The organism is Chryseobacterium polytrichastri, from assembly GCF_900142445.1.
Taxonomy (GTDB): Bacteria; Bacteroidota; Bacteroidia; order Flavobacteriales; family Weeksellaceae; genus Chryseobacterium; species Chryseobacterium polytrichastri.
In genome coordinates, this window is record NZ_FRAV01000005.1 from 144,646 (window position 1) to 168,196 (window position 23,551).

Sequence of the window (23,551 nt, forward strand, 5' to 3'; positions counted from 1 at the left end):
TTGAATCAATTTGCTGAATCTGTTATTGTATACAAAATTCAATTTTACACTCTTCTTTATACATGATAAAAAAATATAAAATAAGTTTTCTTTTTACTTTTCTAGTTCTCTTTTTCCATGCCCAGACGAAAATCAAAGAAACAGGTAATGATGATCGAAAAACAAAGCAAAAAGATTTACAGGAAATTAAAATCACAGGAAAGCCAAGAAAAAGCTTATCAAAAAAAGACAATCCTGCTTATAAAGTATTACAGGGCATCTGGAAAAATAAAGAAAGGAATAACATTCAGTCTTTAGACTATTATGATTACAGAAGATATACCTCCGTTAACATAGGAATAAATAACGTAGACAGCGTTATTGCTAAAAAAATCTTAGGAAATGATTATGCAGCACTGCGTAAAGCATCGATAGAAGGAGATCAGTCAGAAGAAAAAATTACCATTCCTATATTCCTCAATGAACTTAGTGAAAGGATTTATGGGCACAAAAACGAGGAAAAAACAGATATAGAAGGAGAAAGAAAATCAGGTTTAAATGAAGTAGGAAGAGGTTTTGGTGTAGAAAGATTCAGTCAAACTTTCACAACGATCAATCCGTACGAAGATGACATTCAAATTTTAGACAAAACCTTTGTAAGTCCGCTTTCAACAAGAGGCTATGGCGTATACAATTATATATTAAAAGATTCTATCACCGAAGCAGATCAAAAAATTTATATCATCCATTTTTTTCCAAAAAACCCGGAAGATCTTTTATTCCAAGGGCATTTTAACGTTGCAGATAAAGCATTTGCCATTACTGAGATTCTGATGAAAACAACCAAGCAGATCAATATGAGTCTGGTTCGTGATCTGTCTATTGAAAAATATTATTCGGAAACAAATGATGGAATTTACCTTCCCGAAAAAAGTATATATGAAGGAAATTTCACCCTAATTTCCAAGAGAAAAGATGAAATGGGAGCCTATGTAAAAAAAGAGGTCAATGAATACGAATACCAGCTCAATCAACCTAAAGAAGCATCTTTTTATAAAGAAAAAACAGTGCAAACCCGTTCAGGTCAATTCGAAAAGAATGATGAATACTGGCAAAAATCTTTAGGACTAAGCAAAAACACACAGGAAACGTTGCAACTCATAAGAGGATTAAAATCAAATGCAAGAGTACATGGTATCACCAGTGTAGTGAATGTTTTTTCTACAGGATATCTAGATCTTTTTAAAGGATTACAGGCTGGATCAATATGGAATACAGTATCTAATAATGATGTTGAAGGCCTAAGGTTGCGCATGGGTTTCAGGACTTTTATTACCGAGGATGATAAATTCAGATTAACTTTTTACGGAGCATACGGAAATAGAGATCATAAATTTAAATATGGTGCAGAGGGAATTTATCTACTAAGCTCGCAACCAAGAATTGTTATCGGTGCTTCCCATCTTAGAGATAACTTACAGTTATCAGGTAAATTACTGGATCCAAATGACCTGTTGCCAAGAAACAAAACTTCATTTATTACCCGTGGTAAAAATTACGATCTTTCGAATGTGATGAGAAATACCGTTAATGTTGATTTAGCCTTCGATAAAAATTTACATTTAAATATTTCCGGAGTGCATCAACAAATACAGTCGGCAGATCCTCATGCATTTTCTATGGATTATGTTCTTCCCAATACCTCTGAGATTCACAATAAACTTACTGATTTCACAACGAATGTAACCCTAATTTATACGCCGGGCAGAAATGTATACGGATATGGAGCAGAGCAAAAATTTGGAAAACTACCTTATACCACAATCTTGCTGAAATATACCAAAGGATATAAAGGCATATTAAATAGTGATTTTGATTACAATAAACTTCAATTCTCCGTTGAGAAAAACTTCTTTTTAAGCAATTTCGGTCGTTTAACCGCATCTGTAGAAATGGGGAAAACATTTAATACGGTACCTATTTCTCTCTTAAGTCCGGTTCCGGCCAATCAAAGTATATCCGTAGTTTCTAAAACTTTTTCACTGCTTAACTACTATAATTTTGTTACAGACTCTTATATTATGGGAAATCTGGAACATCATTTTAACGGATTTATTTTGAATAGAATTCCTTTACTTAATAAACTAAAATTAAGAAGCTTTATTTTTTACCGATTTGCCTATGGAAGTATCTCACAAAATAATATAGATATCAACAGATCTTCCATAATTTATGCTGCTCCTAATAAAATGTATAGTGAATACGGTTTTGGAATTGAAAATATCGGCTATGGAAACCTACGTCCGTTTAGAGTAGATTTTATCTGGAGAAGTAAAATTGGCGAGGTGTTTGGTATCACGCCGCCGAACTTTGGAGTGAGATTTGGTTTTTCACCTGGATTCTAAATAAACTTTAAACGTCTATTTTTACTAATCATATTTTTTACCACAAAAGGTAACAAAAGATTTTTGACACTTTAGCTATTTTAAGTTTAATACAAAACTGCTGATAAGAACACATAAGTTAAAAAATGTCATGATAATGAGCGAAGTAGAAATAGTACCCTTTTGCAAACTTTGTTTTCAAAATGTCCAAACTTTAAAGGCTTAAACAATAGCTTTCGCTCCTTTTGTGGTTAAATTTTTAATTATTTTAAACACAGGCTCATATTTAACTTTATCTCTATTTCCCCATCTATTATAGAAATAAAGCCAATGAAAAACTCAAAATTATTTCTTTTATTGATCATGGTATCTATTTCTGGAGTATGCTTTGCACAGAAAAACGATGAGGTAAAAGTGACGATTAAAGACAAGAATGGAAAAAGGTCAGCAGAAATTCTTCCTCATTTTATTCAGTTCGGAATCATGTCTAAAAACCACCAAGACTTCCGAAAAAAATATAACGTAGATGTGGTCTATCAAAACTGCGTGATCAGCCCTACACTTTCAAAACAGGCAGAAAAAAATAATTTAGCCTTAGCAAAAGAGCTAACCCAGAAATATGGTGAAGCCTGGAAAAAAGACTTAGGAATTATCCCTTATGGATTATAAAATCAATTTGTTCATCAACTATTTAGCATAAAAAAGATACTTTTTAAAAGTATCTTTTTTATTTTTTAAACAATCAATTATTTTAGTTTAATTATTTTGAACCGTCTCACTCTCCTCTACTTCATGTCTTAGTTGAGCTTTATAAAGGGTAGAATAATATCCGTTTTGATCTAATAATTCAAGGTGCTTGCCTTCCTCCACAATCTTACCATGTTCCATCACAATAATTTTATCTGCTTTTTCAATGGTTGATAATCTGTGGGCAATAATAATAGAGGTTCTGTTTTTAGTAATTTTCTCGGTTGCTCTCTGAATCAATTTTTCACTTTCGTGGTCAATAGAAGAGGTTGCTTCATCAAGAATTAAAATTTTAGGATCAGATAAATACGCTCTTAAGAAAGATAACAATTGTCTTTGTCCTAAGGAAATAGACGAGCCTCTTTCGCTCACCACATATTCGTATCCTCCAGGAAGGCTTTCAATAAAATCATCCACTTCAATTTCTTTGGCGCCTGCTTTTATTTTTTCTAATGTAATGCTATCATCTCCAAAAGCAAGGTTTTCAAAAATACTTCCGTGGAATAAGAAAACATCCTGCAACACCACTCCGATATGACTTCTTAAATTATATAATTCATAATCTTTAAGTTCCACATCATCAATAAAGATCTCTCCGGAATTAATATCATACAATCTTGTGATCAAGCTGATAATCGTAGATTTCCCCGCTCCGGTGGCTCCAACAATGGCTACCGTCTCTCCCGGATTTACTTTAAAATCAATTCCTTTAAGAACTTCCTGTTTTTCATCGTAGGCAAAACGAACTTCTTTGAATTCAATTTTACCATCAAAATGATCTTTTTCTACTTTTCCGTTGTTCGGCATGGCATAGTCTTCATCCATCAAGCCCAATACTCTTTCAGCCCCTACAATTCCACGCTGGATATTGTTGAAACGGTCTGCGATTTGTCTCAAAGGACGAATCAACATCGAAATATATTGAATAAAAGCGATAACTACCCCGGCACTAATCGTGATATACCCTCCATAAAACAGAATAAACCCAATGAAAAGTGAGGAAATAAGTTCAACCACAGGAAAGAATAATGAGAAAATAAAAACAGTTCTCAACAACGCTCCTTTCAGGGTAATATTAATATCATCAAACTTTTTATATTCAGCCTTCTGTCTGTTAAACACTTGAATAATAGGCATTCCCGCCAGCCTTTCCTGCACAAAAGAGTTTTGATTCGAAGTCCAATTTCTTTCATCGCCAAACGCTTTCTTTAATCTTTTTTGGAAGAATCTTGTAATGAAAACCATTAAAGGTAAAATAGCCAGCGTGATGTAACTCAAATGAACATTGGTACTGAACATCATCACCAAGACAAAAACGATTCTCAAAATATCTCCGAAAACCATCAGGAAACCATCTGTATAAACAGTTGCAATAGTTTCCACATCTCCAACAGCGCGGGTTACGAGTTGTCCGATTGGGGTTTTATCAAAAAACGAAGTTCTGAAATAGATCAGTTTAGCATATAATCTTTCTCTGATATCTCTGATAACGTTCTGAGAAATATAATTGGAGAAATAGACTAAGAAGAAGTTTAAAACTGTTTCGGCAAAAACCAAACCTACCAAAATATAGATATGCTTCATCATCAAAGCCTTATCGTGAAGTTTGGTAATATCGTTATCTACCACCTGCATGGTAAGGTATGGCCTATAAGTAGAAACGATAGAAAGAAATATAGAAATCACCAACGTTATGATAAACCACGAACGGAATTTCATCCCGATGAAGAATAATCTTTTGATAATTTCCCAGGTATCTTGTTTTTTCATTGTACGAATTGAAGAAAGGAATTAAATAAAATTCTTTTGCAAAAATAAGACTTTAAAATTTCTCTGCCTTTACAACTTCATCAAATACTCATAGAAAATATCAGATACCTGTTATTTATGTTATGAATATTAATGATCTCTTTTCAACGAGTTAAAAAATAAATGATTGTCTTTTATCAATGAATTTTGTCTCAGATAATAGGCTGTATGATATTGGACTATTTAATCAAATTCATACCCCACGTCAACCAAAAACAAGCCTTGTGCAGGCGCCGAAGTTCCGGCGGAATTTCGGTTTTTATTTTCTATAACCTTGCGCAGATCTTCAGGTTTTATCTTTCCTGAACCTACTTCAACCATGGTTCCAACAATAGCACGTACCATATTTCGAAGAAAACGATTGGCAGAAACGGTGAATTTCAATTCCGTTCCGTTCTGCTCCCACTCTGCTTTGTACATTTTACAAAGATTGGTTTTATTGTCGGTATGGAGTTTTGCAAAACTGGTGAAGTCTTCATACTCAAATAAGATCTTGCAGGCTTCATTCATTTTATCAATATCTAAAGGCTTTCTCCAATGTTGCCAAGCAGAATCTTGGGTAAACGGATTCTTCTCCATCGATATATAATATTCATACGTTCTGAAAGTAGCATCAAAACGTGCATGAAAATCGTCTCTTACCTCAAAAATTCTTTTGATGGAAATATCCGCCGGAAGAAAACCATTAAGTCTGTGACAAAGCTGGTCACTAATTACCTGCTCTGTATCAAAATGCGCATAGATTTTCTTGGCATGAACGCCTGTATCTGTTCGCCCTGCGCCAGTAGTTTTAATTTTTTCTCTTAAAATCGTGGAAAGTGCTTTTTCCAATTCTTCTTGCACCGATATAGCATTTGGTTGGATCTGATAACCAAAATAATTTTTACCGCTATAGGAAAACTCTATAAAATACCTCAATGTAATAAAATAACGATACAAAAATACTTTAAATTATAATAATCATAAGCTCATTTTTCAAAATAAATATTGAAAAATCATTGTTAATAATAAGCCAATTAATTCTGAAAATTCCTATTTTTGTAGGCGTATGAAAAGATGGTACCTCTATCCTTTTTCCCTCGGCTATCATATGGTAACGGGTATCCGAAACACAATGTATGATCTGGGAATTTTAAAATCTACGAAATTCAAAACTCCGATAATTAATGTCGGCAACCTCTCTGTGGGCGGAAGCGGAAAATCACCCATGGTGATGTATCTTGCGCAATATCTGTCTAAACATTACAGAACGGGTGTGCTTTCACGTGGTTACGGAAGACTCACAAAAGGCTATGACGTAACGAATTACGAAAGTAATTATAAAACGGTAGGTGATGAAGCGATGCAATTATTTGAACGTTTCAAAAACCGTTTTGTAATCGCTGTTTCTGAAGAAAGAGTGCCCGGAGCCAAGAAAGTTATTGAAGATATGGATCTGGACGTGTTAGTATTGGATGATGCCTTTCAACACAGAGCCATCAAAGCTGGATTTAATATTCTAATGACCGATTTTAATGATCCTTTCTTTAGAGATCATTTGCTTCCTGCAGGAGATTTAAGAGAATCAAGAATCGGTTATAAAAGAGCAGACATCATTATGGTCAGCAAATGCCCTGATGAACTCACGGAAGAAACCAAGCAATATTACATTTCCAGAATCAGACCGGATCGTACCCAGAAAGTATTCTTTTCATCCATTGGGTATGACGAAAATGTGTACGGAAAAGAAAAAATGCTTCCTGACAACAACCTGAATTATTATGATATTCTGTTAATTACAGGAATTGCCAATCCAAAACCTTTGTTAGAACATTTAGCTAAATTCTCACAAAGAGTAAAGCATTTAAAATTCAGAGATCATCATAACTTTACAGATGATGATATTAAAAAAATTGTTGCTGAATATAAAAAATTAGGTGAATACAAATTGATCTTAACTACTGAGAAAGATTATGTTCGTTTGAAATCCTTTGATTATCTTAGAGACATCGTTTACTACTGGCCTATTAATGTAGTGATCGACAAGAAAGAGGAATTCAACCAAATCATCTTAGATTATGTTAGAAAAAATTAAGCAAACTGCTGATTTCATTAAAACTACGATTCAGGATATTCCTGATTTTGCGATTGTTTTAGGATCTGGATTGGGAAACCTTCAAGACGAGGTAGAAGCTATTCATGTATTAGAATACAAAGACATTCCTAATTTTCCTCAAACCACTGTTGTGGGTCACGGTGGAAAATTAATCTACGGAATTCTGGAAGGCAAAAAAGTATTGATGATGAGCGGCCGTTTTCATTATTATGAAGGTCATGCTATTGAAACCGTTACTTTTCCTATCCGAATTTTTCATTTATTAGGCATTAAAAATTTAATTCTTTCGAACGCTTGTGGTGGAGTAAATCCTAATTTCAGCGTTGCAGATGTGGTGATTGTAAAAGATCATATCAATATGATGCCTGAACATCCGCTTCGTGGTAAGAATATTGATTCTTTTGGTCCTCGTTTCGTTGATATGAGCGAGCCTTACAATAAAAGCATGATCGCTCTTGCCGAGAAAGTATGTATTGAAAACAACATAAAATTTCAACAGGGAGTTTACGTTGCGTTACAAGGTCCTACTTTTGAGACTCCTGCAGAATACGGAATGATCAAAGCCATCGGAGGTGATATGGTCGGAATGAGTACTGTTCCCGAAGTGATTGTTGCCAAACACATGGGAATGGATGTTTTCTGTGTTTCCATTATTACCGATCTTGGCGGACCGGATATTGCTTTAGCCGTTTCTCACGAAGAAGTACTGAATGCTGCCAATAAAGCAATCCCAAATGTGATCACGGTTGTAAAAGGTTTAGTGAAAACTTACTAATAAGCATTTATAGAAATTCTCAATCTCTTAAATTTTTACTAATTAATAAGAAACCAATCTCCAATTGCGTTTCATTGTTTAGATTTGCATTAAATGTAATTGAAAAATGAAAAAGTTATTACTATTACTAATGATCAGTATTTTCGGATTAGGATATTCTCAAAAAATCCCAACCGTTCTTAAAACTAAATTTTCTAAAGAAGCTTTACAACAGAAAGTAGAAAATGAAGAAGGCAAAAGCGTTACCATTCAACAGATTCTTAATCAGCACAAAGGAAAAGTTTTGGTGATTGATTTCTGGGCCGGATGGTGTAGAGACTGTTTAAATGCCCTTCCCAAAGCTAAAGAATTAGAAGAAAAAAACAAGAATACTATTGATTTTGTTTTCCTTTCATTAGACCGATCAAAAGAAGGGTTTGATAAAAGTCTGGAAAGATTCGAAATGAAAGACAAAGAAAACTACTGGTTCTCTTCTGGCTGGAAAAATGATTTCAATAATTACATCGATCTAAACTGGATTCCAAGATACATGGTAATTGATCAAAAATCTGCAATCGCAAAATATTATGCTATTTCTCCTGAAGATCCTGAAATTCAGAAAACCATAGACAAGCTTTTAAAATAGATAAATGATGATTGTAAGAGAAGCCATAGAACAGGATTTAGAAATACTTTTAGAGTTTGAGCAAGGTATTGTTTCTTCAGAAAGACCTTTTAATGAAACTTTAAAAGAGGGTGAAATTCACTACTACGATTTACATGCTCTTATTCTTTCCCCAAACACCCATTTAGTGGTGGTTGAGGAAAATAATGAAATTATCGCATCAGGATATGCTTTGATTAAGCAGTCTGAAAAAGATTATAATAGCTTTAAAGAATATGGTTATCTCGGCTTTATGTTTGTAAAACCCGAACATCGAGGAAAAGGAGTCAATCAATTAATTGTAGATGCACTCATTGCTTGGGTAAAAGATAAAGGTATTTCAGAAATCAGACTGGATGTTTATGATCAAAATGAATCTGCCGTAAAAGCTTATGAAAAAGCAGGTTTTGAACCACTACTTCTTACGATGCGATTGAAAGCGTAATAATTCGATTATTAAAAATAAATGAATCCATATCTTTGTGATATGGATTTTCCTTTTCCCCTTCGCAAAATTATTCATGTTGATATGGATGCATTCTATGCTTCCGTGGAGCAATATGATAATCCTGCTTTAAGAGGAAAACCTATTGCCGTAGGAGGTGAACATCGTGGTGTGGTTTCTGCTGCCAGCTATGAAGCCAGGAAATTTGGCGTACGTTCTGCTATGCCCAGTAAAACGGCAAAAGAAAAATGTCCGCATCTGATTTTCGTTCCGCCTCATTTTGCGCGGTATAAAGAAGTTTCAAAAAAAATTCGGGAAATATTTCATGAGTATACCGATCTGGTTGAACCTTTGTCTTTAGATGAAGCCTATCTTGACGTCACCGAAAACAAAAAAGGAATAGAATCAGCAAATCAGATTGCGAAAGAGATTCGTCAGAAAATATTTGAAGAAACGGGACTCACCGCTTCTGCCGGAATTTCTATTAATAAATTTTTAGCAAAAGTTGCTTCGGACATTAATAAACCAAACGGACAAAAAACCATTCACCCCGATAAAATCGAAGGTTTTCTGGAAGAATTACCTGTTGAAAAATTCTACGGCGTAGGAAAAGTTACCGCCAATAAAATGTTTACGCTAGGGATTTTTAAAGGCAAAGACTTAAAGAAAAAAACCTTGCAGGAACTTGTAAGTTTATTCGGAAAATCAGGAGGCTATTATTACAATGTTGTCCGTGGAATCCATACTTCTGAAGTGAAACCTCATCGCATTCAGAAAAGCGTTGCCGTAGAAAGAACATTTTTTGAAGATCTATTTGATGAACAGCAAATCAATGAAAAGTTAGAAAGTTTAAGTGCAGAACTTCATCAGAGATTACAGAAAAATAATATTCTCGGAAGATCTTTAACCTTAAAAATTAAATATAAAGATTTCTCATTATTTACAAGAAGTATCACGAAAGAAGAATACTTCAGTTCTCCCGAAGAATATTTTAAAACCTCTAAAAAACTTTGGGAACTTCGCCCATTTGATAAAGCCGTTCGATTATTAGGATTATCTCTTTCTCACCTTAATACAGAGGAAAAAAAGCAGGTCTCTATTCAACTAAAAATACCGTTTGAAGAATTTGAAAATTAATAGTGAATAAATTTCACTACATTGTATAAACCAAATTACAATACATGAACCAAACGATTATTCAATTTTTTCACTGGTACTCTGAAGGAGACGGAAAACTATGGAAAGAAGCAGAGAAACAAGCGAACTATTTATCTGAATTAGGAATTACATCCGTTTGGCTCCCTCCCGCTTATAAAGGAACAAATGGTGGCTATTCGGTCGGTTATGATGCATACGATCTTTTTGATCTAGGTGAATTTGATCAGAAAGGAACCACCAAAACAAAATACGGAACGAAGGACGAATACACAAAAGCGATTAAAGCTTTGAAAAAACAAAACATCCAGATCATTGTTGATATTGTCTTGGGACATAAAGCCGGCGGTGATGAATTGGAAAAATTCAAAGCCGTAAAAGTGGATGAAAACAACAGAGAAAAAATAATTTCTGATGTTATTGAAATAGAATCGTATACCAAATTTACATTTCCGGGAAGAAGGAAAAAGTATTCTGATTTTGAATGGAACTTCACCTGCTTCAGCGGCGTAGATTATGCTGAAGGAATGGATTCTCATATTTTCAAAATACAGTCTGAATACGGAAACGACTGGGAAGAAATGATTGATGATGAAAAAGGTAATTACGATTATCTCATGTATAATGATATAGAACATCGTAATCCTCACGTTCGTGAAGAGCTCAACAATTGGGCAAAATGGTATTTTGATCAAACTGATTTTGATGGCGTACGACTGGACGCCTTAAAACATATTTCTTTTGATTTTTATAAAGAATGGCTCACCTTACTCCGCTCCAATTCCGGAAAAAACATCTTTGCGGTTGGTGAGTATTGGGCCCCGGGATATTTGGCCTTGCTTCAAAAATACATTGAAGTTACAGAAGGTGCCATGAGTTTATTCGACAGCTCATTGCAAAATAATTTTCACACGGCATCCAAAGAAGGTGGCGATTACGATTTGAGAAGAATCTTTGATGAAACGCTTACTCAGGCTGATCCGCTGCATTCTGTAAGTCTTGTTGATAATCATGACACGCAGCCTTTACAGGATTTGGAAGCTCCCGTTGATGAATGGTTCAAGCCTCTCGCCTATGCTTTAATCTTGTTGAGAGAAAACGGATATCCCTGTATTTTTTATCCCGATCTATTTGGTGCTCATTACATCGATAAAGATAAAGAAGGAAATGATCAGGAAATATTTTTAAATAAGATTGATGGTATTGAAGAATTATTGAAAGCCCGAAAAAACAATGCATACGGTACTCAAAAAGATTATTTTGAAGATGCCAACTGTTTGGGTTGGGTGCGTGAAGGTGATGATGAACATCAAGGTTGTGCTGTCGTTTTAAGCAATAAAGAAGCCTACAACAAACCAATGGAAATGGGTGAAAAATATATTGGACAAAACTTTTACGATGTTCTCGGAAGGTTTGAAGATAAAGTAACCATTGATGAAAATGGATTTGGAAACTTCCTTGTCCCTGCGGGGAATGTGAGTGTTTGGATTCCTGAATGAAATATTTACGACTTATTTAAATTTTGGTAAATAATTAATGAAAGTTATAGATTAAGAAATTTTTAAACCATTAAGAATATGGAAGAAGTTAAGTATAATTAAGAAAAATCAAATAGATTTTTAAGTCTTCAAGCGAAGCTAAACTTAATATTCTTCACTTCTAAATAAGATCTTAATGGTAAAAATTCAAGGATAACTACAATAAATTTGTGTTATTCGTGTTTAAATTCAAAAACTAAACTTTTCGGAGTTCCAGCATAGAAGGCATTTCAGAAGATTCTGAAATGTTTCCGTTTCGGGCAAATTCTGCCCAAAGACCTCTTAGTATTTGTCCGTTCTCATGAATATATTTCCACGGAACATCTTTTAATAATCCTGAAGATTTCCATGCATTTTCATTTCCAAATAACAGAGGAAGGTCAAATGCATGTGCTGCCCCAAAAAAGTTGTTGATCAATCGGGAATGAATTCTGAATAGATAAATATTTCCACCCGCTTCCGCAAAGCTTTCAGCAAAAGACTGAGTAGGCTTTCCATAAATAATTTCTGTTGTTGTCCGAATGGTTTTACTGATGATTTTTTTACCAAAACCATGGTCAAGATATTTATTCATCGAGTCTGAAGCTTTTATATAAAATGAGGTCTCATCTTCATTAATACCTATTAAAACATCATATTTTTTAGCGCTTTGTTTCCATTTCTCTATAGATTCTTCTTCCTTACACAAAGGAGGAAAACCATATTGAGCACCAAAAGGCATGGCAGCTTTTAGTCCATATTTAAAGAAGGATGGTACAAAATTTTTATAGTTTTCTACAATTTCTAAAAGATCCGTATCTGCTGTGAATTTTTCTGTTTTTGCTAAAAATTCAGTGAGCATTTTCTGACGGTTATTTCGAAGCCCTAATGGTGCACTTTGAATAATTACTCTATGAAATAAGTTTTCAACCTCATCAGAAATCATCAGATGAGCAATAGCATCACCGCCTGAAGACTGTCCTAAAAGGGTAATATTTTCAGGATCACCACCGAAATCATTGATGTAAGTTTTGATCCATTTCAACGCTTCAATGATATCAAACAATCCCAAATTAGCAGGTCTTTTTTCACTTCCACCCAAGAAACCGAAAAATCCTAATCGATAAGAAACTGTGACCACAATAATATTTTGTTCTTTTACCCAATCGGTAGGATCAGCAGTTGATAAATCACCACAGCCTATTTCATAAGATCCACCATGAATCCATACAACAACAGGTAATTTTTCATTTTGCCCAATATTTTCAGGTCGATAAATTGATAAATATTGTGTTGATTCTTCCACCTCAAAAAGATCGAGATCTATTTTCCCAATCATTTTTTCTAATAACGGACTTATATTTTGTGGACAAACAGGTGTTCTATCCATAAAAACGATTTCCGACGATGACGGTTTTTCAGGAACAGGTTTCTGAAACCTTTCAGAATGGGCGTAACGAATACTTTTTGCTTTTAAAATACCATTTTCTTTTAAGGCTAAAATTTTCCCAAAAGAGGAATGAAAGGTGTGGGTTCCGATATTTTGTTGTGTTGTCATTTGATGTGGGCTTTAAGTAGTAAGCAATAGACTTTAAGCTGTTTTTCAAATACAATTTACAAATTTTGTTATTTAGTTAAACACAAATACCACAAATTTTTAAGCACGAATTTTCATTAATGAGAATTTATGCTTAAAAAGCTTTTATTTGAATGTATTTTTATTTTTAACACAAGGATTTTAAACAACTAACTGTTTTAAGTTCTCAAAGGCGTTTCACTTAGCGAAGAGCTCAAAGTTTTAAATTATAGATTGTAGATTCGTGTTATTTGTGAAAAATATTAGTGAAATTAGTGTTTAAAAAAACTTAATTCAACATCTTATATTCACTTGGAGAAACACCAACTTTAGTTTTGAATAAGCGAGTGAAATGTTGTGGATATTTAAATCCAAGATCATAAGAGATCTCGCTAATCGACTTTTCAGGATTGAAAATCTGTTCTTTCGCAACATCAATCAATTTATTATGGATAAACTCCTGAGCAGAAATTCCCAATTCTTTTTTAATAATATCTCCGAAGTAGTTTGCCGAAAGATTAAGCTGCTCTGCAAAATAATTAACCATAGGAAAACCCAAATTTTTAGGCTTGTCAGATTTTAAATATTCATCTAAAAGGTTTTCAAACTTGCCAATAACTCCCTGATTGATATGATCTCTCGTAATAAACTGACGATCATAAAAACGCATGCAGTAATTTAAAAACAATTCAATATTATTAACAATTAAAGACTTGCTGTGTTTATCAATTGACTGGTCGAGCTCTAGCTTGATATTTTTAAAACATTCTAAAATAATTTCTCTTTCCTTTTCAGAAAGATGTAACGCTTCATGTACATCGTATGAGAAAAATGAATATTCTTTGATGTTCTTTCCTAAATTGGTTCCTTTGATAAGATCCGGATGAAATAGTAAAGCAAAACCTGCCGGCTGAATTTGTTTTCCTTTATTGTAAATTCCATACGTCTGACCGGGAGCAATGAAAACCAATGTTCCTTCCTGATAGTCGTAACTATTTTTACCGTACAACATATCTCCGCACATTACATCCTTCAAAAAAACAGTATAAAAACCAAATGTTCTTTTATGCTGGCTAATAGGATCAGATTTTGAAAAATCTATCACACTTACCATCGGATGTAAGGTTTCCTGATTCGCCATTTTATTATATTCCGAAACGCTATTATAAATTTCAACTTCTTGATTTTCCATGAATTTCATTTTAATCTTATTCAAAATTACCACTTTCTTTCGTACCTTTTAGATTGTCGGTAAAATTGGTACATCATTCAGTAATTTATATAAGTATTGTTCTTTTAAAAGTATCGACTTTTGCACTGTTATGGAAACATTTAATACTTCTATTTTTCCTAAGGGAGAAAAGGCACCCTCTGAATATTTTTCAGGTGGAACCGCTTGGGTACAAATTTTAAAACCCAACGCAGATGAACTTAACTGCCAGATCGGGAATGTAATTTTCGAACCGCGCTGTAGAAATAACTGGCATTCTCATGGCAGTGGACAAATCTTAATCGTAACCTCGGGAACTGGATTTTATCAGGAAAAAGGAAAGCCTGCTCAGGTTTTAACCCCTGGAGATATTGTTAACATCCTTCCTAATATCGTTCATTGGCATGGAGCTGGTCCTGATAGTGAATTCACCCATATTGCCATCAATCCTAATACTCAAAACGGGATTGTAGAATGGATGGAACCGGTGACTGACGAAGAATACAACAATTTATAAACTAAACTTAAATAAAAAAATCAAATGAGCACATTCACCGTAAAAGCGTTCGCAGCAGAGTCTACGACGGCAGATTTAAAAGAAATGAATATTGAAAGAAGAGATACAACTCCTAACGATGTAGAAATTGAAATTCTATATTGTGGCGTTTGTCACTCTGATCTTCATACGGCAAGAAACGACTGGGGCGGAACCATGTATCCGGCAGTTCCGGGACACGAAATTGTAGGAAGAATTACAAAAGTAGGAAGCGATGTTTCTAAATTTAAAGTAGGAGATTTAGCAGGTGTAGGATGTATCGTAGATTCTTGCGGACATTGCGACAGCTGTAAACAAGATCTTGAACAATACTGTTTAAACGGTTTCACAGGAACCTATAACGGAAAAGATAAACATTTGGGAGGTCATACTTTCGGAGGATATTCTCAAAAAGTGGTTGTAGATGCTAATCATGTTTTAAAAGTACCTGAAAACTTAGATCTTGCGGCAGTTGCTCCCCTTCTTTGCGCAGGAATCACAACTTGGTCTCCATTAAAGCACTGGAACGTTGGTCCGGGTTCTAAAGTGGCTGTTGTAGGTCTTGGAGGATTGGGTCACATGGCTATTAAACTGGCAAAAGGTTTAGGTGCTGAAGTTACTTTATTCTCAAGAACTCCTGGCAAAACGGAGGATGCTAAACAATTAGGCGCTGATCATGTGGTAATTTCTACTGATGATACTCAAATGGATTCTGTAAAAGGAAAATTTGATGTGATTATCGATACCGTTCCTTATGTACACGATGTTAACCCTTATGTTACGACTTTAAATATCAGCGGAACACTTGTTTTGGTTGGATATTTAGGAGGTTTGGAGCCTATTTTGAACACCGTTCCAATGATTTTAGGAAGAAAATCTGTAGCAGGTTCTGTAATTGGTGGTATTGCTGAAACTCAGGAAATGCTTGATTTCTGTGGCGAACACAATATCGTATCTGAAATTGAAATGATCAACATGCAAGATATCAACGGAGCATACGAAAGAATGTTGAAAAGCGACGTGAGGTACCGTTTCGTGATTGATATGAAATCTTTGTAATTCTTTTTTTAAACATTTTAATAAAACAGGCTCTTACATTGGGAGCCTGTTTTACATCGTATAACCTCGTAGACTGTAAGTAAAAACACCCCTTAGAATTAAATTTCCTGAAAGGGGTGATTAAAGATTACAATAATACTTTATGAGCAAGTATTAGATTACAGTTTAAGAGAGGGCTTAACAAACTCTTATTTTGTTCATTTTTTCATCCGCTTATCTCTATCCATTTATAATTTTCGATTCCCTACTTTTTTAGTAATGACTATTATCTATAACGTTTGGATTCCATTATAGAAATTGGAATATTACCACTCCCTGTATTTCGGGCAAATATTGAACCATTCTGATAGAAAAAGACAAGATTAGCACCAGAAGGAAAGCTAAAAGTAATATCTGCCGTATAAGAAGCAACCGAGCTATTGTTATTACTTGTTGTGGTAACAGTCATAGGATATCGTGTACTACCAGATCCACTCCCCGCTATAGCATTAGAATAAGAAAAACCTGTATTAATACCAAAGTTTACAGTAGCCAAAATATTACTTCCAACTCCAGCAGTCCCGAAAACTAATGCTGAACTCACTTTAAAGGTAGCAAGACCAAAAGCAGGCATGTCTACAATGCTAATACCAGCAGTGCTATTAGGGGTAACATAGACTCCGTCAAAATTCGATGCAGTTACGGTGTTAGAAAAAGGATCATAAGCTTTCACCACATGTCCATTTACATCAATATAAGCAGGAGACAAATGGTTATAATCTACTCCGGGCCTTGCAACACCGGCGCGCTGGTTTTGAGTAGAAGGAACATTATCTAGTTTCAGATTTGAACGATCTGTCCTACCATAAAGATTCACCAATGCATCATTTGTCACATCAGGAGTAATATTATCTGATTTTCCGATATAACTCCTACTATCTTCATACACGGTGATATTATTAGCATTTGAAGCGTTGCTGTTCTGAATATTTAAAATTTTATTTGTGGGAACAGCTGTTGATGAAACAACATCAAGAGTCGCTGTGGGTGTTGGGGTATTTATACCAACCTGCGCAGATAAACATACGCAATAGAATAAAGAAATAACGATTAGCTTTTTTTTCATAATGTTTTTTTTAAAATTGTATTAAATTATTTTTTCATAAGCGTGAGTGAAACAAGACTATTGGTAACGTTTGGATTCCATTATAACAATTGAAATGCTACCACTCCCTGTATTTCGGACAAATATTGAACCATTCTGATAGAAAAATACAAGATTGGGACCAGAAGGAAAGCTAAAAGTAATATCTGCCGTATAAGAAGCAATCGAATTGCTGTTATTACTTGTTGTAGTAACAGTCATAGGATAACGGGTACCATCAGATCCACTCCCTGACATAGCATCAGAATAAGAGAAACCTGTATTGACATCAAAGTTTACAGTAGCCAAAATATTATTTCCAACCCCTAGAGTACCGAAAACTAATCCTGAGCCCACTTTAAAGGTGACCAGACCAAAACTGTCTACCGTTACAATACTAATACCAGCAGTGCTATTAGGGGTTACATAGATTCCATCAAAATTCGATGCAGTTACGGTGTTAGAAAAAGGATCATAAGCTTTCACCACATGTCCGTTTATATCAATATAAGCAGGAGATAAATGGTTATAATCTACTCCCGGCCTTGCAAAACCTGCACGTTGGTTTTGAGTAGAAGGAACATTATCTAGTTTCAGATTTGAACGACCTGTCCAACCATAAAGATTCACCAATGCATCATTTGTCACATCAGGAGTAATATTATCAGGTCTTCCAACATAGCTCCTACTGTCTTCATATATGGTGATATTATTCGCATTTGAAGTCCTACTGTTCTGAATATTTAAAATTTTATTTGCGGGGGCTGCTGTTGATGAAACAACATCAAGAGTCGCCGTGGGCATTCGTGTATTTATGCCAACCTGTGCAGATAAGCATACGCAATAAAATAAAGAAGCAACAATTATTTTTCTTTTCATAATGTTTTTTTAAAATTGTGTAAAATTATTTTTTTTAGGCAAAATTTAAAAATAGATTTGTGATCTTAGATAACAGCCAAGTACTTAAACCTAAATTAACCTATCCACTTATTTACATATATCTAAATAAATAATACAAACAAATTAGGAGCGTGTACTTAATAATTCAGTTTGGCTGGACTAGCTTACTTAATCCTGCAATACATATAAACATATTGAAACTAATTTAAGGATTGTGTTTTTTATTTTTCTAGAATGAAATTGCGGATAAATATACAAAATAATACTTTATCAATAATAACACTGTAAAAAACTGATTATCAAAAAGTTAAGATTTAGTCTATTTATGTACAAAAATCTACAAAATAGTAGGTCAAATAAAAGTATTTCATTTAGGGCAGCAATATCATTATATTTTAATTTTTGGGATAAAGCCAGATGGATGGTTTTAATTTTAAAAATTGATTACAGCCCATTCCTAATTAATAGATTTTAAAAATGCTGATGTTACTTTCTTTTCAATTATTCACTTTTATATTCACCATCCATATCTTTAAAAGCCCATTCTGCCATTTGATGGATAACGGGAATTAATCCTTTACCCGCTTTACTTAATTCATAGGTAACATGAGGAGGAACTACAGGTTTTGCAATTCTGATCACTAAACCATCTGCTTCCAATTGTTTAAGATGCTGAATGAGTACTTTTTCTGTCACAGCTGGAATCGCCCGTTTCAAAACACTGTATCTTTTATCACCGTTCGAGAGTTGGTATAAAATAATCGGTTTCCAATGCCCTCCAATCTTTTCCATTACATAGGTAACAGGGCATTTGTCTAATGCATATTTTTTATTCTGCTGAATCGTAGAGCTTTCTTTAATGGCTGTCATGATACATACTTTAGGGTAAGTACTTGTATAAAAGTAAGTACAAATATACCTTTGTTATCAGAAATAAAAAAATATTACTTATGGAAATTATTATCACAGGTTCGTTAGGAAATGTAGCGAAACCACTAGCTCAACAACTTATTGCAGAAGGTCATCATATCACTGTAATCAGCAGTAATGAATCTAAAAAAAGTGAAATTGAATCTTTAGGAGCAAAAGCTGCCATCGGTTCTATTACAGATGTAGATTTCTTAGTTACCACTTTTGAAAATGCAGATGCAGCTTTCTTGATGACGCCTCCCAACATGGGTGGAGTGGATATTGTAGAAAACACCATTAATGCAGGAAAAAATTATGCTGAAGCCATTTCGAAAACAGGCGTTAAAAAAGTAGTTATGCTCAGCAGCATCGGTGCTGAATCTCCTGTAGAAACAGGTCCAATAAAAGGACTTCATCATATTGAAAAATTATACTCCGATCTAGAAAATACCGATGTAACTTTCTTGAGAGCAGGATATTTCTACATTAATTTCTTTAATGACATTCCTTTAATTCAAAATGCTGGAATCATTGGTGCTAATTATCCTGAAAGTGCAAGTGTTCCATTAGTTCATCCAATTGATATTGCAAAGGCTGCTGCAGAAGAATTAGTAAAAGATTCTGAAGGCAAGACTATAAAATATATTGTAAGTGATGTTCGTCCAGCCTCTGATTTTGCAAAAGTTTTCGGTACTGCCATCGGAAAGCCAGAACTTCCTTGGGTTGAATTCAAAGATCAAGATTCTCTAAACGGAATGTTACAAGCCGGACTTCCTAAGGAAATGGCTGAATTATATACTGAAATGGGAAGAGGCGTTAGAACAGGAATTGTTCAAAAAGATTTTCTGGAGCATGGTTCGCCTGTTGAAGGAGAAACTAAATTAGAGGAGTTTGCTAAAGAGTTTGCATTAAAATTCTAATGATTATTTTTCCTATGTCGTTTTATAAACAATTTTCGGCGAGCCTTTGGCTCGCCGAAAATTGTTATTTATACTAAACTTTAGTTATAATTTCAATCTAAAAATTATTTTTTATCTTCCAAAGTCTCTTTCAGTACTTTAAATTTTCCATCGATGGGTTGGGTAATTTTCAATCCTAAAATTTTAGCTACTAGAGGATAAACATTTACGTTCGAAAATTCATCAATCACAACATTGCTTTTAAATTCAGGTCCCCAAGCAAAGAAAGTCGCTTTCATTTCAGGAACAAGCCTTGGATTATATCCATGTTTTCCAACCGATGTTTTCTTCCCTTTTTCTAAAAATATCTTTGGAGCTTTTGGAATTAGAAGTATTTGTCCGATTCTGTTGTATCGATCATCTTTACTTCCAAAATGAAGATATTTCGGCAGCTTTTTATCTAAATAAACTTCATAATCATTCGTTTTATGAGATTCCAATTCTTTATATACTGATTTTACTTCGGAAGGATTCTTCACTACCACTCTCAATAAGGTTTGAGAATTATAATAATCAAATCTGTTTTTATCTAAAAGCAACGCAGGAATTTCAAGTGGTGTTCCTCCATCCACTTTAATCATTCCATGATCTGAAACAAAGACGAAGTTGACGTTTTTCAAACCTAAATCATTAACCTTTTGAACCAATTCTCCAATTGCTTTATCAATTAAATGAACAGCATCTTCCGTTTCTTTAGCTTCTGGGCCAAAGTGATGTCCGCTTCCATCCACTTCAGGAAAGTATAATGAAATAAAGTGTGGTCTTTTATCCATTGGTAATTTTAACCAGTTAATCACTTTATCCACTTTTTCAGAAGGCGTAAATTTTTCGTGGTAAGGATAATAATAAGTCGGTCTTTTTCCGCCTGCATCAGTTGCAGACCCAACCCACATTAAAGAAGCTGAAATCATTCCTTGTTTTTCAGCCAATCCCCAAAGCGGTGTACCGCCGTACCAACTTCCGTCTTCTGCATTTTTCTTATCGCTCATGGCATACGTCTCCTTTCTTTTATAATCGTAAAAAAAGTTATCGATCAAACCATGATGAGCAGGATATAATCCAGTAATCAAACTCCAGTGATTGGGAAAAGTAATGCTCGGATAACTCGGGATCATTGCTTTTGCCTGAACGCCTTCATTTGAATATTTCAAAAGATTTTCAGCATTATACTTTTTAGCATAATCATATCGAAAACCATCTGTAGAGATCATAATCACATAAGGTTTTGTTTGCGCCTCCACCGTATTATACCGATTAGGAATAACTATCTGAGCAGTATCAACAGGCGCTTTTTGAGCAACAACCGCTAATGACATCAAAAGCATTAAAAAATGTAATCCACGCTTCATTATAAAAATTTTCAGCAAAGGTACTCTCCATACATTACACAAAAAAGTTTCTAAAGTTAAAAAAACATTAAAAGCATTTTTTAAATTAGTGCGAAAGAATCACTTTTACCGAATACTTTAAAAAGATGAATTTCCTACTTGGTTTTATCATCTATTATCAATAAGATTAATCTATCTGAAAATATAATGTTTTAATTTCCATAAAAAAAGCCACTGAATAGTGGCTTTTTAGATCAATCTGTATGTTTTATTATTGCTTTGTCAAAATATAATCATATTTTATTTTTACATTTTCTGCCACTTTTTTAGTAACCATTTTAGGAACTGTAACTTTATAATCTACCGGCTTAACTGAAAAAGCTCCCTGCATAAGTATTTTACCATCTTTGGTATATATATTTGCAATAGATGAGACTTCTTTATTTACACCATGAAAATTTAATATCCCATTTACTGTATATTTTTGAGGTGTTGCTGAAAGTTTATTCTTATCAAAGTTTTGAATTTTTCCTTTAAAACTTGTCTTTGGATATTTTTCAGATTCAGCATAACTTTCATTAAAATGCTCCTCCATTAATTTTACTTTAAACTTAAAGTTTTTCACAACAGATAATGTTGCTAATTCTCCAGTATCAGTATTTAACACAGCAACATTTGTTTTATCTAAAGCATATACATCTTCAAAAAGTGGTACAGACGCTTCAAAACTCACTTTTCCTTCTTTTGAAAGATATTTTTGGGCAAAAGTTAGATTTACCATAAATATCAATGTCGCTATAATAATTTTTTTCATACATTTTATTATTAATATAATTAATTTTCTAAAAGACCATCTGATTTCCATTGAATAAATGTATTGATTTGGCTAGGAGATAAAGCCCCTCCCGGAGGCATTCTTCCAGGCGCACCATTTGGCCTTTGTATTCTATCAATAATATTATCAATATGTTCTTTTACTTGATTGTAATTGGTAAAAGGGCGGAAAGCTGCAGGACCACCTGGAGAATGGCACCCAAGGCATCTCTCCTTAATAATAGGTTCCACTTCTACCGTGTATTTTACTATATCATTAATTGGTGTTGTATCAGATATTTGTTCAAAAGTTCTACTATCACATGATATTAAGAACACAGAAAACAATACAATATTTATTACTTTTTTCATATTAAAAAACTCTATAAAGATTAAACCCAAAATAAATATTCCCTTTCCCCCAATTTCCAACTACATTTGTTAAATAGCCAATATCAGAATTAAGACGAGAATTACTAAAAACAAGTTGGAAAATATGCCCGCCAGTTTCAACGTCCATACCTAATGACAGTGGATTTTTATAAAAACTATGATTATCATAATTTACAAAATACTCCGCATTTACAGATACTCTTTTTGAAATCTTATAGCGACCACCCAAACCTGTTAAAAATTGATTTTTTCCTTCTATAGTTGGTTCATATAAGTTCTTATGAACATAGGAAGGTGTTAACTGCACTGAAAATTGATCACTTACTCTTCTCGATATTAATACTTGAGAGAGGTAGGAAAGTCTATCACTAAATCTAAGATTAGGGTAAGTATCTTTACTAAATTGTGTATTAGCTGCTATAACATTATAGCCAACAACATCTACAGGAAAGTGATCACTTTGTTGGAGAAGTCTGTATTTAGCACCCAACTCAAATGTTTTCATATTGGTTTCTCTAGATAGGCTTACAGAAATACCATCGGTAACACCATAAATGGCTCCCAATTTAGTTGAAGCAGCATCTAAACCAAAGAAATCTTTAAACCCCGTACTTACATCACCAAATCGATGGGCAATAACAATGTACCATTCATTTTTTGAAACAAGTTTAGTAGATTGCCCCGTTACGATCTGTAAGGCTTTAAATGCAGGAGGCGAAATCTCTACACTCTTCTTACTTTGTACTGTATCAATTTCTTTCAATAGGTCTTCTTGACCGAACGACCAACTTGAAAAAAACAATATTGTATAAAAGTACTTTTTTTTCATTATCATTTTTTGTTTTAAGTTTAAAACAATGATATTAAAAAAAATTATTTGAGAAAACACACTTAGTGTATATGCTTGATTTTAAGAATAAAAAAAAACAATACTCAATAACAAAATACTATGAAATAATTTTACTAAAGAAAAAAATCATCAATAGAAGATAAAAATTACAGAGCATAAATAAATGCAAACTTAATATTTTACGCTTAATGGAAATAATTAATGAATATTATAGTAAAAATAATATCCATTAATTATTTATAAAAAAATAGAGCAATATTAGGTGTAACCATTGAAATTTAACCATAAAAAACACATAAACAATTATTAACAATAAAAAGTCACAATATTAATCTCTTATTTGTAAC

Annotated in this window: 22 protein-coding genes; 11 read left to right on the forward strand and 11 right to left on the reverse strand. The window is 33.7% G+C overall.

Going from position 1 to position 23,551, the window contains the following annotated elements; genetic code table 11:
* Nucleotides 1–62: 62 nt before the first annotated feature.
* Nucleotides 63–2,384, forward strand: a complete 2,322-nt coding sequence (locus BUB80_RS04630) for a DUF5686 family protein (RefSeq protein ID WP_073291376.1) — start codon at nt 63–65, stop codon at nt 2,382–2,384.
* 309 nt (nt 2,385–2,693) lie between these two features.
* Entirely contained in the window at nt 2,694–3,032 is a 339-nt protein-coding gene (locus tag BUB80_RS04635; protein WP_073291378.1) for an FEKKY domain-containing protein, read from the forward strand.
* Nucleotides 3,033–3,119: 87 nt separating this feature from the next.
* On the opposite strand, the gene BUB80_RS04640 is transcribed toward BUB80_RS04635, so the two are convergent.
* The gene (locus tag BUB80_RS04640) at nt 3,120–4,880 is read right to left on the reverse strand and encodes an ABC transporter ATP-binding protein (protein ID WP_073291380.1); all 1,761 of its coding nucleotides are present in this window, start codon (nt 4,878–4,880) and stop codon (nt 3,120–3,122) included.
* 222 nt (nt 4,881–5,102) lie between these two features.
* Nucleotides 5,103–5,837, reverse strand: a complete 735-nt coding sequence (gene truA, locus BUB80_RS04645; RefSeq protein ID WP_073291382.1) for a tRNA pseudouridine(38-40) synthase TruA — start codon at nt 5,835–5,837, stop codon at nt 5,103–5,105.
* Between the two features lie 130 nt (nt 5,838–5,967).
* Between truA and lpxK the strand changes: the two genes are divergently transcribed.
* The 6 genes from lpxK (at nt 5,968) to BUB80_RS04675 (ending at nt 11,531) form a co-directional block, all read left to right on the forward strand.
* Nucleotides 5,968–6,993 (forward strand): tetraacyldisaccharide 4'-kinase, encoded by a 1,026-nt coding sequence (lpxK, locus tag BUB80_RS04650; RefSeq protein ID WP_073291384.1) that lies wholly within the window; start codon nt 5,968–5,970, stop codon nt 6,991–6,993.
* Complete coding sequence (locus BUB80_RS04655; RefSeq protein WP_073291386.1) at nt 6,977–7,789, forward strand: purine-nucleoside phosphorylase; 813 nt, start codon at nt 6,977–6,979, stop codon at nt 7,787–7,789. Before lpxK ends, BUB80_RS04655 begins: the two co-directional genes overlap by 17 nt.
* Nucleotides 7,790–7,895: 106 nt before the next feature.
* A complete protein-coding gene (locus BUB80_RS04660; protein WP_073291388.1) occupies nt 7,896–8,414 on the forward strand; it encodes a TlpA family protein disulfide reductase in 519 nt (172 codons plus the stop codon).
* A gap of 4 nt (nt 8,415–8,418) precedes the next feature.
* A complete protein-coding gene (locus BUB80_RS04665) occupies nt 8,419–8,877 on the forward strand; it encodes a GNAT family N-acetyltransferase (protein ID WP_073291390.1) in 459 nt (152 codons plus the stop codon).
* A 42-nt stretch (nt 8,878–8,919) separates the two neighbouring features.
* Complete coding sequence (gene dinB / locus BUB80_RS04670) at nt 8,920–10,014, forward strand: DNA polymerase IV (protein WP_073291392.1); 1,095 nt, start codon at nt 8,920–8,922, stop codon at nt 10,012–10,014.
* Nucleotides 10,015–10,058: 44 nt separating this feature from the next.
* The gene (locus BUB80_RS04675) at nt 10,059–11,531 is read left to right on the forward strand and encodes an alpha-amylase (RefSeq protein ID WP_073291394.1); all 1,473 of its coding nucleotides are present in this window, start codon (nt 10,059–10,061) and stop codon (nt 11,529–11,531) included.
* 235 nt (nt 11,532–11,766) lie between these two features.
* Here the strand turns inward: BUB80_RS04675 and BUB80_RS04680 are convergent, their stop codons facing one another.
* Both BUB80_RS04680 and BUB80_RS04685 read right to left on the reverse strand, forming a co-directional pair.
* Nucleotides 11,767–13,107 carry a carboxylesterase family protein gene (locus BUB80_RS04680; protein ID WP_073291396.1) on the reverse strand — a complete coding sequence of 447 codons (1,341 nt, stop codon included), beginning with the start codon at nt 13,105–13,107 and terminating at the stop codon, nt 11,767–11,769.
* A 307-nt stretch (nt 13,108–13,414) separates the two neighbouring features.
* Entirely contained in the window at nt 13,415–14,317 is a 903-nt protein-coding gene (locus BUB80_RS04685; RefSeq protein WP_073291461.1) for a helix-turn-helix domain-containing protein, read from the reverse strand.
* A gap of 130 nt (nt 14,318–14,447) precedes the next feature.
* Here BUB80_RS04685 and BUB80_RS04690 point away from each other — a divergent pair, with 130 nt between their 5' ends.
* Nucleotides 14,448–14,852 carry a cupin domain-containing protein gene (locus BUB80_RS04690; protein ID WP_073291398.1) on the forward strand — a complete coding sequence of 135 codons (405 nt, stop codon included), beginning with the start codon at nt 14,448–14,450 and terminating at the stop codon, nt 14,850–14,852.
* Nucleotides 14,853–14,876: 24 nt separating this feature from the next.
* Nucleotides 14,877–15,929 carry an NAD(P)-dependent alcohol dehydrogenase gene (locus BUB80_RS04695; protein WP_073291399.1) on the forward strand — a complete coding sequence of 351 codons (1,053 nt, stop codon included), beginning with the start codon at nt 14,877–14,879 and terminating at the stop codon, nt 15,927–15,929.
* 265 nt (nt 15,930–16,194) lie between these two features.
* On the opposite strand, the gene BUB80_RS04700 is transcribed toward BUB80_RS04695, so the two are convergent.
* The 3 genes from BUB80_RS04700 to BUB80_RS04710 all read right to left on the reverse strand — a co-directional run bounded on the left by BUB80_RS04700 (nt 16,195) and on the right by BUB80_RS04710 (nt 18,822).
* Nucleotides 16,195–17,034, reverse strand: a complete 840-nt coding sequence (locus BUB80_RS04700) for a hypothetical protein (RefSeq protein ID WP_073291401.1) — start codon at nt 17,032–17,034, stop codon at nt 16,195–16,197.
* A 57-nt stretch (nt 17,035–17,091) separates the two neighbouring features.
* Nucleotides 17,092–17,931, reverse strand: a complete 840-nt coding sequence (locus BUB80_RS04705; protein ID WP_073291403.1) for a hypothetical protein — start codon at nt 17,929–17,931, stop codon at nt 17,092–17,094.
* Nucleotides 17,932–18,453: 522 nt separating this feature from the next.
* The gene (locus BUB80_RS04710; protein ID WP_073291405.1) at nt 18,454–18,822 is read right to left on the reverse strand and encodes a winged helix-turn-helix transcriptional regulator; all 369 of its coding nucleotides are present in this window, start codon (nt 18,820–18,822) and stop codon (nt 18,454–18,456) included.
* Nucleotides 18,823–18,902: 80 nt separating this feature from the next.
* On the opposite strand from BUB80_RS04710, the gene BUB80_RS04715 reads away from it, so the two are divergent.
* Nucleotides 18,903–19,781 carry an NAD(P)H-binding protein gene (locus tag BUB80_RS04715; RefSeq protein WP_073291406.1) on the forward strand — a complete coding sequence of 293 codons (879 nt, stop codon included), beginning with the start codon at nt 18,903–18,905 and terminating at the stop codon, nt 19,779–19,781.
* A gap of 104 nt (nt 19,782–19,885) precedes the next feature.
* Here the strand turns inward: BUB80_RS04715 and BUB80_RS04720 are convergent, their stop codons facing one another.
* From BUB80_RS04720 to BUB80_RS04735, 4 genes are all read right to left on the reverse strand, one after another.
* Nucleotides 19,886–21,169, reverse strand: coding sequence for an alkaline phosphatase family protein (locus BUB80_RS04720; protein WP_073291408.1), 1,284 nt, complete (start codon nt 21,167–21,169; stop codon nt 19,886–19,888).
* Between the two features lie 250 nt (nt 21,170–21,419).
* Nucleotides 21,420–21,962, reverse strand: coding sequence for a YceI family protein (locus BUB80_RS04725; RefSeq protein ID WP_073291410.1), 543 nt, complete (start codon nt 21,960–21,962; stop codon nt 21,420–21,422).
* A 20-nt stretch (nt 21,963–21,982) separates the two neighbouring features.
* Nucleotides 21,983–22,333, reverse strand: coding sequence for a cytochrome c (locus BUB80_RS04730; RefSeq protein WP_073291412.1), 351 nt, complete (start codon nt 22,331–22,333; stop codon nt 21,983–21,985).
* A 1-nt stretch (nt 22,334) separates the two neighbouring features.
* The gene (locus BUB80_RS04735; protein WP_073291463.1) at nt 22,335–23,183 is read right to left on the reverse strand and encodes a DUF5777 family beta-barrel protein; all 849 of its coding nucleotides are present in this window, start codon (nt 23,181–23,183) and stop codon (nt 22,335–22,337) included.
* Nucleotides 23,184–23,551 lie beyond the last annotated feature (368 nt).

Excerpts from the sequence above, each read along its gene's own strand:
- BUB80_RS04675 (WP_073291394.1), top strand. The coding sequence starts at position 10,059 with ATGAACCAAACGATTATTCAATTTTTTCACTGGTACTCTGAAGGAGAC.
- BUB80_RS04705 (WP_073291403.1), bottom strand. The coding sequence starts at position 17,931 with ATGAAAAGAAAAATAATTGTTGCTTCTTTATTTTATTGCGTATGCTTA.
- BUB80_RS04635 (WP_073291378.1), top strand. The coding sequence starts at position 2,694 with ATGAAAAACTCAAAATTATTTCTTTTATTGATCATGGTATCTATTTCT.
- dinB (WP_073291392.1), top strand. The coding sequence starts at position 8,920 with ATGGATTTTCCTTTTCCCCTTCGCAAAATTATTCATGTTGATATGGAT.
- BUB80_RS04720 (WP_073291408.1), bottom strand. The coding sequence starts at position 21,169 with ATGAAGCGTGGATTACATTTTTTAATGCTTTTGATGTCATTAGCGGTT.
- BUB80_RS04730 (WP_073291412.1), bottom strand. The coding sequence starts at position 22,333 with ATGAAAAAAGTAATAAATATTGTATTGTTTTCTGTGTTCTTAATATCA.
- BUB80_RS04735 (WP_073291463.1), bottom strand. The coding sequence starts at position 23,183 with ATGAAAAAAAAGTACTTTTATACAATATTGTTTTTTTCAAGTTGGTCG.
- BUB80_RS04725 (WP_073291410.1), bottom strand. The coding sequence starts at position 21,962 with ATGAAAAAAATTATTATAGCGACATTGATATTTATGGTAAATCTAACT.
- BUB80_RS04685 (WP_073291461.1), bottom strand. The coding sequence starts at position 14,317 with ATGGAAAATCAAGAAGTTGAAATTTATAATAGCGTTTCGGAATATAAT.
- BUB80_RS04655 (WP_073291386.1), top strand. The coding sequence starts at position 6,977 with ATGTTAGAAAAAATTAAGCAAACTGCTGATTTCATTAAAACTACGATT.
- BUB80_RS04680 (WP_073291396.1), bottom strand. The coding sequence starts at position 13,107 with ATGACAACACAACAAAATATCGGAACCCACACCTTTCATTCCTCTTTT.
- BUB80_RS04710 (WP_073291405.1), bottom strand. The coding sequence starts at position 18,822 with ATGACAGCCATTAAAGAAAGCTCTACGATTCAGCAGAATAAAAAATAT.
- BUB80_RS04700 (WP_073291401.1), bottom strand. The coding sequence starts at position 17,034 with ATGAAAAAAAAGCTAATCGTTATTTCTTTATTCTATTGCGTATGTTTA.
- BUB80_RS04630 (WP_073291376.1), top strand. The coding sequence starts at position 63 with ATGATAAAAAAATATAAAATAAGTTTTCTTTTTACTTTTCTAGTTCTC.
- BUB80_RS04665 (WP_073291390.1), top strand. The coding sequence starts at position 8,419 with ATGATGATTGTAAGAGAAGCCATAGAACAGGATTTAGAAATACTTTTA.
- BUB80_RS04690 (WP_073291398.1), top strand. The coding sequence starts at position 14,448 with ATGGAAACATTTAATACTTCTATTTTTCCTAAGGGAGAAAAGGCACCC.
- BUB80_RS04695 (WP_073291399.1), top strand. The coding sequence starts at position 14,877 with ATGAGCACATTCACCGTAAAAGCGTTCGCAGCAGAGTCTACGACGGCA.
- BUB80_RS04715 (WP_073291406.1), top strand. The coding sequence starts at position 18,903 with ATGGAAATTATTATCACAGGTTCGTTAGGAAATGTAGCGAAACCACTA.
- lpxK (WP_073291384.1), top strand. The coding sequence starts at position 5,968 with ATGAAAAGATGGTACCTCTATCCTTTTTCCCTCGGCTATCATATGGTA.
- BUB80_RS04640 (WP_073291380.1), bottom strand. The coding sequence starts at position 4,880 with ATGAAAAAACAAGATACCTGGGAAATTATCAAAAGATTATTCTTCATC.
- BUB80_RS04660 (WP_073291388.1), top strand. The coding sequence starts at position 7,896 with ATGAAAAAGTTATTACTATTACTAATGATCAGTATTTTCGGATTAGGA.